Origin of the sequence: Segatella maculosa OT 289, assembly GCF_000243015.1 — a bacterium.
Taxonomy (GTDB): domain Bacteria; phylum Bacteroidota; class Bacteroidia; order Bacteroidales; family Bacteroidaceae; genus Prevotella; species Prevotella maculosa.
Genome location: NZ_JH594501.1, coordinates 310,113 through 328,478, shown reverse-complemented (window position 1 = coordinate 328,478; position 18,366 = coordinate 310,113). Strand labels below are relative to the sequence as shown.

Below are 18,366 nucleotides of genomic sequence, written 5' to 3'. Positions count from 1 at the left end.
TAATATGTTTCGGGGCCAAAGTTACATAAAAAACTCCACACTTCCCCACTTTTCTCCACTATTTTTTGTTTTCTTTCCGAATTGAGAAAGCGATGCCGTTTCCATTTATTTCAAAATCAATCCGATTTGTTTCTCAAATGAATATGAAATCGTTTGCTAAACGTAAAAAATGAATATTTTTGGCTTGAAAAGTGACTTTTTAGAAAAACTTATGCTATTTTTGCATCTTGTTAGTATGATAAACATGGATGAACAAATAGAGAAAACGATAGACATCGACCGAATCTTGAAAGGGAAAATGGGCAGCAAGGCCCGTTATGTGCCCCGTTTTCTCGTCGTTTGGCTCAAACATATCATCCATGAAGACGAGGTGAACCGCTTTCTTTGGGCGAGTCGGCACCTTGAAGGCACTGATTTTCTAACGGAATGTGTGCGTTATCTCGACATGAAACTCGACATTGTAGGCATCGAAAACCTGCCCGATAAGAACGATGGCAAGCTATATACGTTCGTTTCCAATCACCCTTTGGGCGGTCAAGATGGCGTTGCACTCGGTTCAATCATCGGTAAACAGTATGACGGAAAGTTCCGTTATCTGGTCAACGACCTGCTGCTTAACCTCCCGGGATTAAAGCCCGTGAGCATCGGAATCAATAAAACCGGTAAGCAAAGTCGCGACTTTCCACGCATGGTCGAGGCCGGATTCAAGGGCGAAAACCACCTTTTGATGTTCCCGGCTGGGCTTAACAGCCGTAAGATTAACGGCAAAATTCACGACCTTCCGTGGAAGAAAACGTTCATAACCAAGAGTGTTGAGACCCACAGAGACGTTGTCCCTATCCACTTCGGTGGCCGGAACTCTGAACGATTCTACCGCATTGCGAGGTTCAGCGACCGCTGGTTACCCTTCAATTTAGCCATGCTTTTCCTTGTTGATGAGATGTATAAGAACGTGGGAAAGACCTTTCGCGTGACCATAGGGAAGCCAATTCCATGGCAAACTTTCAACAAGAGCCGAACTCCGATGGAATGGGCTGAATTCGTAGAAGACCGCGTCTATGAACTACAATGAATGCAATCAGACTTTCATATACTGAAAAGAGAAAAAGAGAATGGAAGAAGAGATTATCCAGCCGATTGACAAGGCACTGCTGAAGCGTGAACTTTCCGCCGAACGTCAGCTTCGTATGACCAACAAGAGCCACAATGAAATCTACATCGTAACGGCTCATGAGGCCCCGAATGTGATGAAAGAGATTGGCAGACTGCGTGAAATTGCGTTTCGTTCTGCAGGCGGAGGCACGGGAAAAGCCATGGATATAGACAACTTCGACACGATGGAAAACGGGTGCAAACAGCTCATCGTGTGGAACCCGGAAGCCGAAGAAATCATCGGAGGTTACCGCTATCTCTTCGGTTCCGACTGGAAAATCGATACCAAGGGCCAGCCCGTTCTCGCTACAAGCCACATGTTTCACTTCTCCGATCAGTTCATGAAGGAATACGCTCCCTACACCGTTGAATTGGGACGTAGCTTTGTTTCGCTCGAATATCAGAACGTTCGGACCAATTCCAAGAGCATCTTTGCCCTTGACAACCTGTGGGATGGACTCGGTGCACTCACCATCATCAACCCTAAGTGCAAGTATTTCTTCGGCAAAATGACGATGTATCCGTCGTATATCCGCAAGGGAAGAGACATGATTCTCTACTTCCTTAAAAAGCATTTTGACGATAAAGACAACCTAATAGTGCCCATAAAGCCATTGAAAATCGACACATCTGAGGACGAATTATCAGCCATTTTCTGTGAGAACGACTTTAAGAAAGACTATCGAATTCTTAATCGTGAGATACGCCATTTGGGCTATAACATTCCCCCATTGGTCAACGCTTACATGAGTCTCAGCCCCACCATGAAACTCTTCGGCACGGCCATCAACTGCGGTTTCGGCGAAGTTGAGGAGACAGGAATACTCATTGCCGTCGACGAAATCCTTGAAGACAAACGTGTACGCCACATCGACAGCTTCGTGAAAGAGCACCCCGAGGCCCTATACATCACGAGCGGGGCCAACAAGGTCATCTATAAAGACAAACCGTAGAGGCAATATCAGCCTTGAAAAACCATGAAATAGCCATCAAGTCAAATAGGTTTCAAGAAATATTATAGGGGTCATCACCTGTATATCCACATGCTGAAAGTCCTTTAAGTTTCTCGTTATAATGAGAAACTTGAGTTTTCTTGAAATTTAAGTATTCAAAAGTAAGGTTGTACACTATGGACAATCCACATTGCGGATTCGTGATTTAGAGGGGCGGATTGCCGAACGCTGTAAGGAAACCCGGTCTAAGAAAGCACATAAAAGTAACGCTGTAAGTGTTGCGTTTTCTTTTTCTAAACGTGGCATATTAGTATGTGAACTTCATCTTTTTGTGTATATCAAATGCCAATACCAAACATTAATCGGAAGAAAACGCAACACCTTTGGCGTTGGTTTCGTGCACTTCACCTGGCGACAGCGTTGGCATTACATGCCAACACTGCCCTCTAAACAACAGAACCCCGGTGGGGTCCATTCATGATATGAAGCATATTCTATTCCTCGATTCATCAAGTAGGGCGTGCAACCCTGCATTCAAACCTCCGTTTTGTTGATTTTTATGACTGAAAACCAAGACGTTCGGATATCACCATTTAGAAACGGGAAACTATTTTTCCCTAAGTTTTTTCACCACAAAATAGAAGCCATGCCGTTATTCGGCCCGAATGAAGATGCAGTATGGGCCATATTGTGTCACAATATGAATGATATGAGCGTACAATAGGAGTGCTATTACCACACAATATTGCCCATTTCATCGTGTAAAACAGCTTATTTTGCACGTTTATCCCACCAATTTGAAGTGCCATTCCTTCCCATTTTATGCCTCGATTTCCTGCAGATTATGCAACAAGTTGATAGAGAATAATTTACAAACAAGGCTCAAAACTGTCGTATTTCTGCTGAAATGGTCTTTCGTTTTGAATATTGAAATCCTGCGAAGCACTTTGTAAAGAATTATCATGGTCGTTTAATTCATACATCATTCTCCCTGTTTAGCAAACCGAAAGACACCATTCTACCCCATGAACCTCTGTTCGTTTCGTGCAAAAACGCTACCGTCATGTAGGGCCGCACGGCTCGTGCGTCCGCTCAAGAAGCTATATCATGCGCAAACGACGGGAGATAAGCAAGGCAATATCATTTGAGCGGACGCACGAGCCGTGCGTCCCTACATGCCCCCTGCCTACAAATGATTTTATAATAGGACAAAGCCTAAAGTTCAATGTTCAAACTTCAAGGCTCAAAGCCAGCTCATCTTAAAGTTCAGACTTCAATGTTTAAACTTCAAAGCCAAAGTCCCTACATATTACTTGCATGTACTCCCAACGCATATTTTGCTTTTATAAAAACGCGAGAAAGCGGAAAAAACAACGATGAAATCGCTTATTAATCAAAAAAAACAGTTAAATTTGTAAACAACCTATCTAAACCTTTCGTCATGTCTAAGAAACTTTTGCTGCCTATCTTGTGGCTTTGCGCCTTGAATGTCGGTGCGCAGACGTTGAACTGTCGTGTGCTTTCGACAATCAATGCACCCGATTTAGGTGAGACACAATGCCTTTTCTTCGACCGACAAGGCATGATGTGGGTGGGTTCCTCGGCCGGTTTGAGGTCCTACGACGGCTATGATTTCCGGTCCTATCAGAGTGATGGCTACACGAAATGCCTCTTTCCGAGCAACAATATCCTTGCGATTACCGAAGACAAGCACGACCGTTTGTGGATTGGAACACGCAACGGGCTGGTCAGAATGGACCGAAGAACGGGACAATTCAAGACCTATCACCTGCCCGGAAGCAGGCAACGGGTTGTCTATACGCTGTTCACTGCACGCGATGGTCACGTGTGGATAGGGACCGACGGCGGCCTTTCTCGCTATGAACCCGGGCGAGATTGCTTCGTAACCTACGGCGATCGGAATGCCATTGTCATGGACGTTCGCGGGCAAAAAAGCCGTTTAGGCGACTACAGTGTCAAGGCTATTACCGAGGATAAGCATGGAAATCTCTACCTTGGAACATGGGGAAACGGGTTGCTTTTCTTTGCTCCTTCGCAGCGAAAGTTCGTGAGTTACGACCGTTTGAACGCCCGAAATTCGGCCTATTCGCTGCTTTTTGACAGTCGAGGACGGCTGTGGATAGGCACTTGGGGCTATGGCATCGTGCGCATGGACAGGCCCTATGACCGTGCAAATCCGGGCCTACATAGTTACAACAGTGCCCAAATAGGCTTCGATATCTGCTACAATCTGACCGAAGAATCGGCCGGAAAGAAAGTCTGGGCCTGCTCCCGTGGCGGCCTTACGGCCATTGATATGGACGACAATATGGGTCATTGTGCGAACTATACCGCCATCGGTGACGAGGCACAAACGGTGGCCTTGGGTGGCCCGAAGCGGATAACGACCGACCGAAAGGGCTGCCTTTGGATAGAAACGGCAGCCAACGGCATCTTGCATGTCAACACAAATCCGGCGCCGTTCAACCTGTATCGCCTTCCGACTTTGGCACAGAACAGTACCCCGAAGTCTGTTTATACGACCGACGGAAAGGGCTTTTGGATAGGAATGTACCCCTCGCAGCTGGCCTATTACAGCTCAGAAACGGGCCAAATACGCTATGGAAATCAAATCAGGGGCATTGAAAACATCTCACCTTATATATTATATTCGAGCATACCTTCGGTGAAATTACGCTTCAACGGCGAGCTTTGGATTGCCACGAATGGGTCGGGTATCATCGTTGTTCCACCCGGACAGCGTGGCAAGGCACGCATGCTTTCGGCCGCAGATGGCACAACCATTGCCGATGATTACGTCAACATGCTCTTCGAAAGTCGTGACAATGTAATGTGGGTCGGGCAAAGAAGCGGGCTGAGCATCGTCACTCCGGACGGCAAGGGCCGCCGTTTGGAGATGAAAGACGGCCGAGGAAGTTTTGCAAACTGCGATGTCCGGGGCATCATTCAAGACCATAAAGGACGCCTATGGATAGCTACCGACAACGAAGGTATCATCAGAATAACGGGCAATTCAGCGCATCCCAATCAGTTTGTTTACCGACATTACACTCCTGAAAACGGGCGTTTCTCACTCCATGACGCCTCAACTTGCTTCGAAGACAGGGCTCATCGGCTGTGGGCTGTGTCTTATACGGGTGGTCTTTTCATCTATGATGCGCGGCACGACCGCTTTGTTCCCGTCAATAGGGAGTATCAGTTGGGTCGCGGACAAGCCTTTTCACTGAACGAAGATAAGCGGGGCAGGCTCTGGCTTACCATGGGACAGTCGCTCTTGTGCCTGACTTTCCGACCGAATGCCGTGTTGCTTGATGCACAAGGTCACGTGAAAGACCGACCTGACATCAGGATTTTCACGCGCGAGGACGGCCTCGGCAATCTGCAAGGCTACCCGAATGCCACGTGCAGCTATGCGGGTCAGCTCTTCTTTACAACGAAAGGTGGCTTCTTTTCTTTCAATCCTGATGTCGCAGCCAACGTGGTTCGGCAGGAAACGGGACGACTGTTGGTGACCGATTTCTATGTCGACGACACGCCGTTTGCCCAACTTGAGGCCGCAAAGCGCAGCAAGTTGTCGGCCTATTCGCCTGCCTTTGCGCATCGGATTGTCATTCCTTCCACCGTCAGTAAGTTTGCCTTTGAGTTCGCACTGCTCTGTTATAGCCATCAAGACATGGTGAGATACGCCTATAAATTAGAGGGATATGATGACAATTGGCACTATCGTAGCGCCGATTTCCGCAGGGCTACCTTTCAAAACCTGCCGTCGGGACATTACAAACTCTATCTTAAAGCGGCCGATGGGCAGGGAAAATGGCATGCCCTTCCCTATGGAATTGCAATCGAAGTTCAGCCACATTGGTGGGCAACATGGTGGGCTTTTGGGTTGTATTTGCTGCTATTTGTGGGTCTTGTTTCATATGGAATACGACGTTATAAACGCCATTTAAAGGACCGAAACCGCATGCAGATGGCTGTCGTTTTCACGAATATTGCACACGAATTACAGACACCTTTGGCCGTTGTTTCAGCCGCTGTGGACGAGCTTCGCAGGCAGGCTCCGCAGTTTGAACAAGCTTATTCGCTGATTCAAAACAATGTAAACAGATTGGTTCAGCTGATACGTCAGACGCTTGAAGTAAGGAAATCGCAAGCCGGACAACTGCATCTCCGCGTGTCAGAAGGCGACTTGGGCGAATTTGTTTCAGCCGTTTGCCACAACATGAACGCCCTTGCTGTCAGCCGAAACATCGCATTACAGGTGGCAACCTTCCCCAAATTGATTCCCGGTTGGTTTGATACTGACAAGGTTGAAAAGATGCTTTCAAACCTTGTTTCCAATGCTTTGAAGTACACGAATGCTGGCGGACACGTGCGCGTCACGGTGGTTTTGGAGCGGGAAAAGGCTGTGATAACGGTACAAGACGACGGCATCGGCATCTCGAAAGAGGGGCAGAAGCAACTCTATACTCGCTTCTTTGACGGCGATTATCGCAAGATGCACACGCATGGAACGGGCATCGGACTCTCCTTAACGCGTGACCTTGTGAAGCTACATCATGGAGAAATAGCTTGTAAAAGCAGGCTTGGTGAGGGCACAAGTTTCACGATCAAGCTGCCAATAGCGCGTCGGTTCTATGCCGAAAACGAGGTAGAAGCAAGTCCGGCAAAGGCACATCGGGAGCCATCTACGGTGGACGTGGCCGGCAAAACGCCTCCCATTGAACCGTCAGATGACGTGGATGACAAAGAATACCGACTGCTGTTGGTCGAAGACAACACCGAACTACTGCGCTTGATGCAGCGTTTGTTAAGTCGAAAATACACGGTATTGACGGCCAAAAACGGCCTGCAAGCCTTGAATATCATACGGAAAGAGGAACTTGATTTGGTCGTTACAGACGTGATGATGCCCGTGATGGACGGCTATGAACTCGTGGAAACGGTGAAGAACGACAAGGATTTAGCAATGCTTCCCTTTGTGATGCTGACGGCAAAAATACAGGAAAAGGAACGCATGGAGGCCTATCGCATCGGCGTAGATGCCTATGTCACGAAGCCGTTTAAGCTGGAAGACCTGCAATTGCGCATTGACAGTATCATCGAAAACCGCAAGCGTATCAAGGAGAAATTCAGTGCACAGGCAGACTTCAAGATAGAAAATGAACACTACAGCAGCCCAGACAGTCGGTTCTTGCAGGCCGCTGTGGATTGCGTAAAGACGCATCTTGCCGACTCGGATTACGACCGTTCGGCCCTTGCACGGGCCATGTGTGTCAGCGAATCGACCCTTTACAACAAGCTGCGAGCCTTGACTGGGCAGAGTATCACGGGCTTTATCAATGCCGTGCGCATGAAAGAAGCCTGCCAAATTGCCCTGAAACAGCCCGATATTCCCGTTAGCGAACTTGCCGCAATGGTGGGTTTTAACTCGCCAAACTACTTCACTCGCTGCTTCAAAAAGGAGTATGGAATGGTGCTGAAGGAGTGGATTGGGAGACAATAACACCCATTCCGGCCCTCCTAAACACCCACCCCAGCCCTCCCAAAGGGAGGGAGAGTGAGCAGAGGGAGCCTCCCCCAACTTTTTCAATGGAGGGGAATGAGAGGTTGGAGAGCCTCCCCCAGCCCCTCCGAAGGAGGGGAGAGTGAGATTGGGGCAATACTTTTGAGAAAGAGTTTCTAAACAATTGGTTTCCAATTACATAGAAACCGCGTTACAATATAGGCTATATTGGCGTGCAATATGGGTGATATTGGGCGGTAAAATGGGTGATATTAGCGCGCAAGATAGGCCATATTGAAAGGCGAAATGGCCCATATTAGACGACAAGGTGTAATATATTGATTATCAATCGCTGAGGAATCTAACTCATAACATACGGAATTGAATTCATCATTCACAATATATCATTCATCATCAAGGCTCCGCAAGCTCGCTCTCCCCTCCTTCGGAGGGGCCGGGGGAGGCTCCCTCTGCTCGTACTCCCTCCCTTTGGGAGGGCTGGGGTAGGTGTCTGGGAGGGTTAGGGTGGGTCCTTCGAGTCGTCCCGCGCCTCTATCTTCCCAACCAAACTTCAGGGTTCAGCTTTGTAGTTTCCTTGCGCAACTGGAACTGAAGGATATTATCTGCACCGACAACGCCCAAGGATTGGCGCGGACTTACCTTTTGTCCGCGACTCACACTCACCGAATGTAGGTTGCAATATACGGAGATATAGGCACCATGGCGCACCATAACGACCATGCTTCCCGCGTATCCAAAGACCGCACTCACCTCACCATCGTAGATAGAACGGGCCACACAGCCGGGGTTCCCCTTGATGTTGATGCCCTTATTGTCGAGCGTTACGCCCTTCAAACCCGACACATTGTATTGTCCGAAGTGGCTCACAACCTTATAACTTCCGGAGATTGGCATCGGTAAGCGGCCGCGGTTGGCCTCAAATCCGCCGCTGATCATGCGGTCAACCGTGGAGAGCTGCTGCACTTCGTCGGCCTCTTTCTTGGCCTCGGCAAGCTCTTGTCGCTGGCGGGCAGCCTCGGTTTTGGCCTTTCTTTCAGCAGCCATGCGTTGGGCTTCGGCCTCTTTTGCGGCCTGTTCGGCCTGTTCCCGCTTCTCTGCAGCAGCCCTTGCCACCGCTTCGGCAGCCGCTTTCTTCTTGGCTTCTGCCGCAGATTGCTGTGCTTTCCGAGCCTCTTCGGCCGCGCGTGTGGCCGCTTCTGCCTCGGCTTTCAGCTTGGCTTCGCGTGCTTTAGCCTCTGCAATGCGCCGCTCATTCTCGCGTTGTGCGGCCTCAGCTTCAGCCTTTTTCTTAGCCAATTCGGCTGCGCGACGCTGCGCAGCTGCCTGTGCTTCGGCCTTTCTTTTGGCTTCTGCGGCCGCCCGGGCACGTGCTTTTGCCACCTCTTCTGCCACCAATCGGTCGATTTGGGCATTGAGAGCAGCATCTTTCTGCTGCTGTTCAGCGATGATTTTCTGTATGGTTTTCTGTTGATTTTGCAAGGAAGCGACCACTTTCTTCTGCTCGTCTTGCTGCCCTTCGAGGGCTTCTTTCTCTTTCTTTCCCTTGTAGAGGAGATTGTTTTTCCGACCTTTCACCTGCTGAAGTTGCAGATGTTTGCCGTCTACCTGCATCTGCTTGACCTTCACCATCTCGCCTTGTGCCTTCTGATAGTCGGCATATTCGCGCACGAAACGCATGCGGCGGTACATCTGGGCAAAGCTCTTTGCCGAGAAAATAAACATCAATCGGTCTTGAACGGTGCGGTGACGGGCCATGTAGCGCATGGATTTCACATACTTAGACTTGCGGTCTGACAGTTGTTGTTCAAGCGTTTTGAGTTGCGCTTCCAGTATGTTGATGTTGCCATTGATATGGTTGATGTCGCTTTCTATGCCCTCGATATGCTTCTGTCGTTGGTCTATTTGAGCGTTTAATGTAAGCAGATTGTCGAGTCTTTGCTTCACATCGGCTTGGTTTCTTCGCAAGGCTTGCTCTTGTTCCTTAATCTTTTTCCGGATTTGCGCACGTTGTCCTTGCAGTCCTTTGATGGAAGCATTGGTGTAGACAGCCGTCTTTCGGTCGGCTTTCTTCTTGCCGGCAGGCTTCTTTTGCGGTGCTGTCGTCTTCTTTTGTGGCGTGCGTTGCGGTCTGACGGTGGTTTTCTTCTGTGCCGAAGCGCCCAAGGTCAGCAACAAGGTTAAAAGGATAAGTGCTGTTCTTTTCATTTAGAAGCTCATGATTTTGGCCAAAATATCTTTGGTTTCTATCTTCTTGTATTTGCTTGAAACGGTTGAATTGGTCTCCCATCCGTCCTTGGTGGTCACCTCATCCATGTCGATTGTCACTTGAACCGTCCGCTTTTGGCGGGTCGCAGTGGTTGAGAAAGTAAAGGTTTGCTTGGCTGGGAAGCGTTTCACGCCAACGTTCATGAAGTTCTCGTAAAGCCAAGTAAGCGTGGAATTTCCGTGCTGTGCACTGTGATAACCAACTGTTGTCTGGCCAATCAGTCCGCTTTTCGTGTCGGCATTCCATACGAAATTCAAGTTACCCTGCTTCAGACTGATGGGCGTTGTGGCCGTGGTTGGCTGCAGATTTGCCTCGAACTTGCGCAGCGAAGTCTCGTTCAAGCGGTCGGTTCCGGGCATGAATAGCTGGTTCCAGAACAGAGATTGCAAGCTGTAAAAGGTCAGTCCGTTGTCTTTCAAGAAGTCAAGTTGATTGTAATCTGCCTTGATATACTCCTTATGAAAGCGGTCGATGACGAGCACATAATCGGGAGTAAACTCCAAACGGCCCACTTCTGAGCCTAATAAAGGAATGAAAAGTTGAATGCGGATCACTTGGTTCTTGCGCATATGGAGCGAACCCGGCGCGGTGATATCCCTGCCATCGACCTTGAGATTGAACTTCATATCGCCCACAATGTTGTTGGCATAGACGGCATTGTCGGCCACTTTTTGCAAGAAACCAAGTTTCTGTAGTTCGGGATTAGGGGCATTCCCCGTCGTTGTTTTCGTGGCGACCGTCGTCGAAGTGGTGGTCTTTACGAGGTTTTTCTTTGCTCCGCAGGCTGCAAAGAGCACGAGGAGGGCCGGCAATATGAGCCGGCTATACAGCAGTTTCGTCTTCATCGGCTTTTAATATATTTCTTTAATCGTATCTTTTTCATTAGGATAGCCTCGTTTCCGCTGCCGGCTTTCAAGGCTTTCTGCCAGTAATCGACAGCCTTTTTCATGTCTTTAAGCTGTGCATAAATGTCGCCGGCGTGTTCTAAAATGACTGAACTTGCCACCGAATCCGTGTCGTTTTGCAGTGCTTGGTCAGCGTAAATGCGGGCCTCAGTGTAGTGACCTTGCATGAAAAGAATCCATGCATAAGTATCGAGATATGAGGCATTTCGGGGTTCAGCCTCCACGGTTTTGTAACTCATTTGGGCTGCTTTTTGCAGGTTACCTCCGTTTTCACAGAGGTAATAAGCATAGTTATTGAGGGCGTAAATATTGTCACTCTTGTAGGCCAAACAGCTGTCGTAAGCCGCATACGACTCCTTTGTTTGATGCTGTTTTTGCAGATAATCGCCCATGATGGCATAGAGCTCGGCCACCATGTCCTTGTTGGCTTTGTCGCAATGTGCCATTCCTTTGCGTATAGTCTCTACGACCAAGTCGGGCTTTTCCAGCTGAATGTAAGCCAGACTCATAAAATAATAGAACGCCAACTCATCGGGATTGAAAGCCAATCCCGTGTGACATTGCTCCACAATTTGGGCCCAATTCTTGGCCGACCACATATCTTGTAGCAGTTGAATTCGGGCTCCTTTGCGGTCAGGAGTCACGTTAAGCAGGTCGATAATTGCGCTATCTATGGCCGCTGTTGGCATCTTTTTCAACGACATATAGGCCACTTTCAGCTCGGCAACAGCCGCATCTTTGGGCGAAATCTCAAGCACTTTGTCAAACATGTTCAGCACGATTGTACTGTCTCCCCCAGCCTTTTCGTTGGTCTGAATGAGTTGTTTCAGCATGCTTTGTTTAGCTTCCGAGTCAGTATTCTTGCTCAAAAGACTTCGCATCATGATGTCTTTTGCCTTCAAAGTGTCACCGTTTGCCGTGTAATAATCATACATAGAAGCGAGTGCCATCGCGTTTTCTGGCTCCTCATTCAACACGTTTTGATACCGCTCAAAGGCTGCTTTTGGCTCGTTGTTCTGCATAAACCAGTTGCCTAACATGACCTGATAACCAAGGTCATTCGGGTAAGATTGGCAGAGATCTTGAAGGGCTTTGCAGGCCGATTTCTTATCACCTTTCAACTCAAAAACATGCACTTTGGAGAGCGTTAGCCCCTCACTATTGCCGTCATTCTGCTCTAATCGGGCGAGCACACGCAGCATATTGTCGTAGTCTTTCTGCTGATTATAGAGCTGAAGCAGCAGTTGAAGCACGTCCGTACGGTCGCCGTGGCGAGCCACAAGGGCCTCATACACATTGATGGCCTTGCTATATTGTTGAGCATTGATGTAGTATTCGGCCAACCGTTCCTGATAATCTTCATTGTCAGGTGACAGCTCCACGGCCTTTGTCAGATAGGCAATGGCCAGCGAATCGTTCTTTTTGTCCGACTCGAACGGGGCAAGAAAGTAGTAAGCTTCGGCCGCATTGGGATTGAGTTCGATGCATTGTTTCAGCAGCGTGTAGGCAGAATCGGTCTTGTCGGCAGCCTCTGCGAGAATGGCATCCAGGAAAAGCGTGTTGTATTTCACGCTGTCTTCATAGCTCAAAACCGGCATTTCGGTCGATGAAACCGCCGTTTTTCGTTGTTTATCACGCTCTGCAAAGGAGGGAATAGCGGTCGTTGAGACCACCAAACCGGCGGCCGAAGCGATTAAAATATATTTGAATGCGTATCTCAAAATCGTGATTTCTTGATTATTTCAACCCCGTATGACCATATCCGCCCGTGCCCCGTGTGGTCTCATCAAGTGCTTCTACAAGCTCGAAAGTCCCATGTTCGTGACTTGCAATCACCATTTGAGCAATCCGTTCACCGTCATTAACGATAAAATCACGGTCGGAAAAGTTGACCAATAGCACCATGATCTCACCGCGATAGTCGGCATCTACGGTACCGGGCGTATTGAGAACGGTGATGCCATGCTTCAAAGCAAGACCGCTTCGTGGGCGGATTTGTGCCTCAAACCCGGCCGGTAAAGCGATATGAAGTCCCGTAGGAACGAGCCTGCGCTCCATGGGTTTCAATACGATTGCCTCCTCGATGTTGGCCCGAAGGTCCATACCTGCGCTCTGAGGTGTGGCATATTCAGGCAGTGGCTGATGGCCTTTGTTTACTACTTTAATCTTCATTGCGTTATATAATTAGGTGCAAAAATACGCAATTCCATGCAGATAACTTCATTTTTCGGCTTAAAAAGACAGAAAATCCACTAATTTCCACTATATTTGCCACATGAATTGGCAACAACTTATATCCAACAAGCGACTCGGACAAGAGCACCGTCATGCCGAACGTCACGACGATCGATCGGAATTCAAGCGTGATTACGATCGCTTGATCTACTCTGCTCCGTTCAGAAGATTGCAGAACAAGACGCAAGTTTTCCCGCTTCCGGGCAGTATTTTCGTGCATAATCGGTTGACACATAGCCTTGAAGTGTCGAGTTTGGGGCAGTCGTTGGGCAACGATGTCTGCACACGTCTGAAGCAAAAGCACCCAGAATTGGCCAATACTTTGTTCGAAGAAATCGGCACAATCGTCAGTGCTGCGTGCTTAGCTCACGACATGGGGAACCCTCCTTTCGGCCATTCTGGGGAGAAAGCTATACGGACTTTCTTCACAGAAGGGAAGGGGAAGCAACTCAAAATGGCTGTTTCAGCACCGTTTTGGAACGACATTTCGCACTTCGAAGGCAATGCAAATGCGTTCCGATTACTGACACATCGCTTCTTTGGAAGGCGCATCGGAGGCTTCGTTATGACCTATTCTATGTTGGCAAGTATTGTGAAATACCCCTTCTCAAGCAGCTTAGCTGGTAGCCATGGTAAGTTTGGTTTCTTCCAAACCGAGGCCGAAGACTATCGCAAAATCGCCGATGAATTGGGCATAATTTGCAAGTCTGGAGATGCAGAAGCATTGAGATATGCCCGCCATCCACTGGTTTATCTCGTCGAAGCTGCCGATGATATATGTTACGAAATCATGGACATTGAGGACTCACATAAGCTGAAAATCCTCTCGTTTGAGGAGACCAAAGACCTACTTCTGGGCTTTTTCGACGAGCAAATGCGCGAATATATCCTTGAAAGAATCAAGGAAGAAGGCGTCACCGACGCCAATGAACAGGTGGTATATATGCGGGCCAGCGTCATTGGAAAGCTCGAAAACGAGTGCGTCAAGGCTTTTGTTGACCACGAAGATGAGCTATTAAGCGGTACCTTTGAGGGCAGTATCATCGACCATATCTCCCCTTTGCAGCGCGAAGCCTACCGCAAATGCGAGGCCATTTCGTATCAGAAAATCTATCATAGTAAGCCGGTTCTCGACATTGAACTATCGGGTTACAAGATCATGGAAACCTTGATGGACGTGTTTATTGGGGCAGCCATGGAGCCAAACCGCTTCTATTCGCAACAGTTGATACGCCGTGTCAGCAGCCAATATGACATTCACAGCGACAATATGGAGACGCGTATCATGGCCGTTATCGACTATATCAGTGGCATGACCGACGTATATGCGCTCGATATCTACCAAAAAATAAACGGTGCGGCCCTGCCGATTGTGTAGGAAAGGTACCCACCTCGGACCTCCCAAAGGGAGGGAATGCGAGCAGAGGGAGCCTCCCCCAACCCCTCCAAAGGAGGGGAGTACGAGATTGCGGGGCTTTGATGATGAATGATACATCGTGAATGATGGATTCAATTCCGTACGTTATGAGTTAGATTTCGTGGCGATTGATAATCAACATATTACACCTTTTCGTCCAATATGGCCCGTTTCGTCTTCCAATATGGCCTATCTTGCGCGCTAATATCACCCATTTTACCGCCCAATATCACCCATATTGCACGCCAATATGACCTATATTGCAACGCGGTTCCTATGTGATTGGAAACCAATTGCTTAGAAACCCTTTCTTAATAGTATTGCCCCAATCTCACTCTCCCCTCCTTTGGAGGGGCCGGGGGAGGCTCTCCAATCTCATTCTCCGCTCCTTTGGAGGAGCTGAGGGAGGCTCCCTCTGCTCGCTCTCCCTCCCTTTGGGAGGGCAGGGGTAGGTATTTAGAGGAACTGGGGTGGGCTTTTGAGGAAGCAACGAAGGCTCTTTTTCCTCCATTTCATCGCTATTTTTCACTTTATTCCTCATAAAATTAACGAATAGTGCGAATGAAATCGCATATCGTGAGGGCCGATATTCTTAAAAAATGCAATCTTTGCAAACAAATCGCTAATGGAAGTTAAACTCCTGCTTCAAGGAAACAAGGCCGCCATTTGCCGTGAAAAGAAACCTAAACTGCGCAACCAAATAACTAAATACTTAAATTATGAAACATCCTTATTGGATATCTCTTTCCGTAAAAATGTGTATGGCAGCCCTGCTGTCAACGGGATTGGTGTTGCCTTTGTGCTCGACAAGTGCCGCACAAGACCCACATTTCCTTTCCGTCCAGCAGCAAATGCAGACTGTAAAGGGCGTCGTGGTTGACAATAACGGTGAACCCGTGATTGGAGCAACCATCAGTATCGGCGGCAAGGCCGTGAAGATTACCGACATCGATGGTAAGTTTGTCGTGCAAACCCTCGCTAACGAACTTATCACGATTACCTCTGTGGGCTACTCAACCAAGAAAGTAAAGGCCACTCCGGGGCGCGAAATGCACATCGTTATGGCTGACGATGCACTGACAGTGCAAGAAGTTCAGGTCGTAGCTTACGGTGCTCAGAAGAAAGTAACGGTCACGGGAGCCATCTCAGGCATCAATGGTGAGTTGCTGACCAAGGTGCCAACAGCTTCTATTACGAATATGTTGGCGGGCTCGGTTCCAGGCATTTCGTCCGTACAATACTCGGGAGAGCCGGGTGCCGATGGTGCTTCTCTCTTCGTTCGCGGCAAAGCCACGTGGGCCAACTCGGCTCCTTTGGTTCAGGTAGACGGTGTGGAACGCGACTTCAGTGAGATAGATCCGAACGAAATAGAGAGCGTAACGGTGCTCAAAGACGCCTCGGCTACGGCCGTATTCGGTGTACGTGGCGCCAATGGTGTCATTCTTGTGACGACCAAACGCGGTAAGGAAGGCAAGGCAAACATGTCGGTCAACACTAGTGCGAGCGTGGTTTTGCCGACCAATCTGCTGAAACTTGCCGACTCATATTCGTATGCCTTGTATCACAATCAGATGATGAAGAACGACGGAGCGACGCCACTTTTCTCGGATGCTGTGGTGCAGAAGCTGCGCGATCACAGTGACCCTATTCGCTATCCCGACACGGATTGGATGGATTATTGCCTGAAAAAGGCGGCATTCCAGTCGCAACACAACGTGAGTATCTCGGGAGGAACCAACAACGTGCGCTACTTTGTGTCGCTTGGTGCATTCACCCAAGGTGGCCTTTTCAAGCAGCAAGCCCTCGACTATGACTTCAATTTCAACTACAAACGCTTCAACTACCGCGCCAATCTCGACTTCGACGTGACAAAGACCACCACGATTTCGGTGAACATCGGAGGCCGTGCTGACACTAAGAACACGCCGATTTCCACCGAAGATGGGCAGCAACTCTTCCGCAAACTCTATAATACTACACCGTTCTCAAGCCCGGGTGTGATTGGCGGACGCTATGTTTTGACAACTACAGACCCCGATGAAGACGGCAATCATCTGCCATTCACCGGCATCAGTGGGCTTTCTTCCTACTACGGAATGGGCTATACTTCGCGCAATACCAACGTACTCAATGCCGACGTGATGCTGAGACAGAAGCTCAATATGATTACGAAAGGCCTCTCATTCAAGGTGAAAGGGTCTTACAACAGCACCTATTATATCACCAAGAAACGGCCGGGTGGCGTAGCAACCTACAATCCCGTGAAAGTAGGCGGCAATGCCATTGAATACCGAAAGAACGGACAAGACTCTCAATTGGGCTATTCGGAGGAGTTCGGAAAGGGACGCAACTGGTACATGGAAGCCAGTTTGGACTACACACGTGGCTTTGGACAGCATCATGTGGGGGCACTTTTGCTTTACAACCAGTCAAAAACCTACTACCCAAGTCAGTATTCCGACATTCCTCATGGCTATGTAGGACTGGTCAGCCGCGTTACTTATGACTATGCAAACCGCTACATGGCAGAGTTCAATGTGGGCTATAACGGTTCGGAAAACTTTGCTCCCGGCAAGCGATATGGGCTGTTTCCGGCCGGTTCGGTGGGCTGGACCATCAGTGAAGAGCAGTTCTTCAAGCCCTTAAAAAAGGTGGTCGACTATTTGAAACTGCGTGCTTCTTGGGGACTTGTCGGTAACGATCAGCTCAATGGTTCACGCTTCATGTACACCGACGACCCCTATGTTTTGAAGAGTGGTTGGTCAGCTTATGGCAATAAAAACAACACTTATAACTTCGGAACGAACACAGGAAACTACCTGAATGGCGCCATCGAGGGGGCAAAACACAATCCCGAGGTGACTTGGGAGAAGTCGTTCAAGCAGGATTATGGCGTAGATGCCAACTTCCTCAACAGTAGATTGAAAGCCACTTTCGACTACTATTACGAGCACCGCAAGGATATTTTGCTCAACAGTTACATTGCTCCGGGCATCTTGGGCTTTACACTTCCGGCCGCAAACCTCGGCGAAGTGAACAGCTGGGGCTATGAAGTTTCGCTGAAATGGCAGGACTTTATCGGCAAGAATCTCCGCTATTGGGTGGGAGCCAACCTCTCTTATAACCAAAACGAAATCAAGGAGATGATGGAAGCTCCACAGAATTATGACTGGCTTTACCAGAAAGGGCACCGCATCGGCTCGCGTTCAATCCGCCAATTCTGGGGACTTTACAGCGCAGATGCCGACGCACGGTACATGGCCGAGCATGGAAAACACCTGCCAACTCACCCGGTTGCACTTGAAAACGGCGACGCAGTGTACGCCGATCTCAATGGCGATGGCATCATAGACAACAATGATTACTCCTATTCCTTGGGCCATACGGACGACCCGGAATATACAGCCGGTTTCAATCTTGGCTTCCAATACAAGGATTTTGAGTTCAATACGCAGTGGACAGCGGCTTGGAACGTGACCCGAATGCTGGCAGATTGCTTCCGTCAGCCCTTGGGCGACCAGCAAGAAAAGGCCTTGTTGCAATATCAATTCGACAACGTGTGGACACCAGATAACCCCAATCCGAACGCCCGTTATCCGCGTGCTACGAAGTTGCATGCCTCAAATAACTACGCCTCTTCGACGCTTTATGAGGTCAACTCCGCCTATCTGCGCCTGAAGACCATGCAGGTGGCCTATCATTTCCACTTCCCTTGGATGAATACCATCAAGCTGCGCGACCTCACTTTAGCACTCAGCGGCTACAACCTGCTGACATTCTCCAAGTTCAAATGGGGCGATCCGGAGTCAAGAACCAGCGATCGACCCAACTATCCGCTGACCCGTTCGTTTGCCATCAGCCTGAAAGCAAGCTTTTAATAAGGTGAATCA

The 18,366-nt window shown here is 48.8% G+C and carries 9 protein-coding genes; 5 read left to right on the top strand and 4 right to left on the bottom strand.

Annotated features, from left to right (window positions below; translation table 11 throughout):
- Positions 1-244: 244 nt before the first annotated feature.
- From HMPREF9944_RS03485 to HMPREF9944_RS03475, 3 genes are all read left to right on the top strand, one after another.
- Positions 245-1,072, top strand: a complete 828-nt coding sequence (locus HMPREF9944_RS03485; protein WP_044113302.1) for a glycerol acyltransferase — start codon at positions 245-247, stop codon at positions 1,070-1,072.
- 40 nt (positions 1,073-1,112) lie between these two features.
- Positions 1,113-2,105 (top strand): GNAT family N-acetyltransferase, encoded by a 993-nt coding sequence (locus tag HMPREF9944_RS03480; protein WP_008564473.1) that lies wholly within the window; start codon positions 1,113-1,115, stop codon positions 2,103-2,105.
- Between the two features lie 1,441 nt (positions 2,106-3,546).
- Positions 3,547-7,632: a two-component regulator propeller domain-containing protein gene (locus HMPREF9944_RS03475; protein ID WP_008564470.1), complete on the top strand. Its 4,086-nt coding sequence runs from the start codon at positions 3,547-3,549 to the stop codon at positions 7,630-7,632.
- Positions 7,633-8,184: 552 nt separating this feature from the next.
- On the opposite strand, the gene HMPREF9944_RS03470 is transcribed toward HMPREF9944_RS03475, so the two are convergent.
- The 4 genes from HMPREF9944_RS03470 to dut are packed head-to-tail and all read right to left on the bottom strand — an operon-like array spanning position 8,185 to position 12,996.
- Complete coding sequence (locus HMPREF9944_RS03470; RefSeq protein ID WP_008564469.1) at positions 8,185-9,858, bottom strand: murein hydrolase activator EnvC family protein; 1,674 nt, start codon at positions 9,856-9,858, stop codon at positions 8,185-8,187.
- Complete coding sequence (locus HMPREF9944_RS03465; RefSeq protein ID WP_008564468.1) at positions 9,859-10,764, bottom strand: DUF4292 domain-containing protein; 906 nt, start codon at positions 10,762-10,764, stop codon at positions 9,859-9,861.
- On the bottom strand, positions 10,761-12,545 hold the full coding sequence (locus tag HMPREF9944_RS03460) for a tetratricopeptide repeat protein (protein ID WP_008564466.1): 1,785 nt from the start codon (positions 12,543-12,545) through the stop codon (positions 10,761-10,763). The genes HMPREF9944_RS03465 and HMPREF9944_RS03460 overlap by 4 nt, the downstream gene beginning before the upstream one ends.
- A gap of 16 nt (positions 12,546-12,561) precedes the next feature.
- Positions 12,562-12,996 (bottom strand): dUTP diphosphatase, encoded by a 435-nt coding sequence (gene dut / locus HMPREF9944_RS03455; protein WP_008564465.1) that lies wholly within the window; start codon positions 12,994-12,996, stop codon positions 12,562-12,564.
- A gap of 103 nt (positions 12,997-13,099) precedes the next feature.
- Between dut and dgt the strand changes: the two genes are divergently transcribed.
- Together dgt and HMPREF9944_RS03440 are read left to right on the top strand one after the other, a co-directional pair.
- Positions 13,100-14,437, top strand: a complete 1,338-nt coding sequence (dgt, locus tag HMPREF9944_RS03450; RefSeq protein ID WP_008564464.1) for a dGTP triphosphohydrolase — start codon at positions 13,100-13,102, stop codon at positions 14,435-14,437.
- A 758-nt stretch (positions 14,438-15,195) separates the two neighbouring features.
- Positions 15,196-18,354 carry a SusC/RagA family TonB-linked outer membrane protein gene (locus HMPREF9944_RS03440; RefSeq protein ID WP_008564463.1) on the top strand — a complete coding sequence of 1,053 codons (3,159 nt, stop codon included), beginning with the start codon at positions 15,196-15,198 and terminating at the stop codon, positions 18,352-18,354.
- The last annotated feature ends 12 nt before the right edge of the window (positions 18,355-18,366 follow it).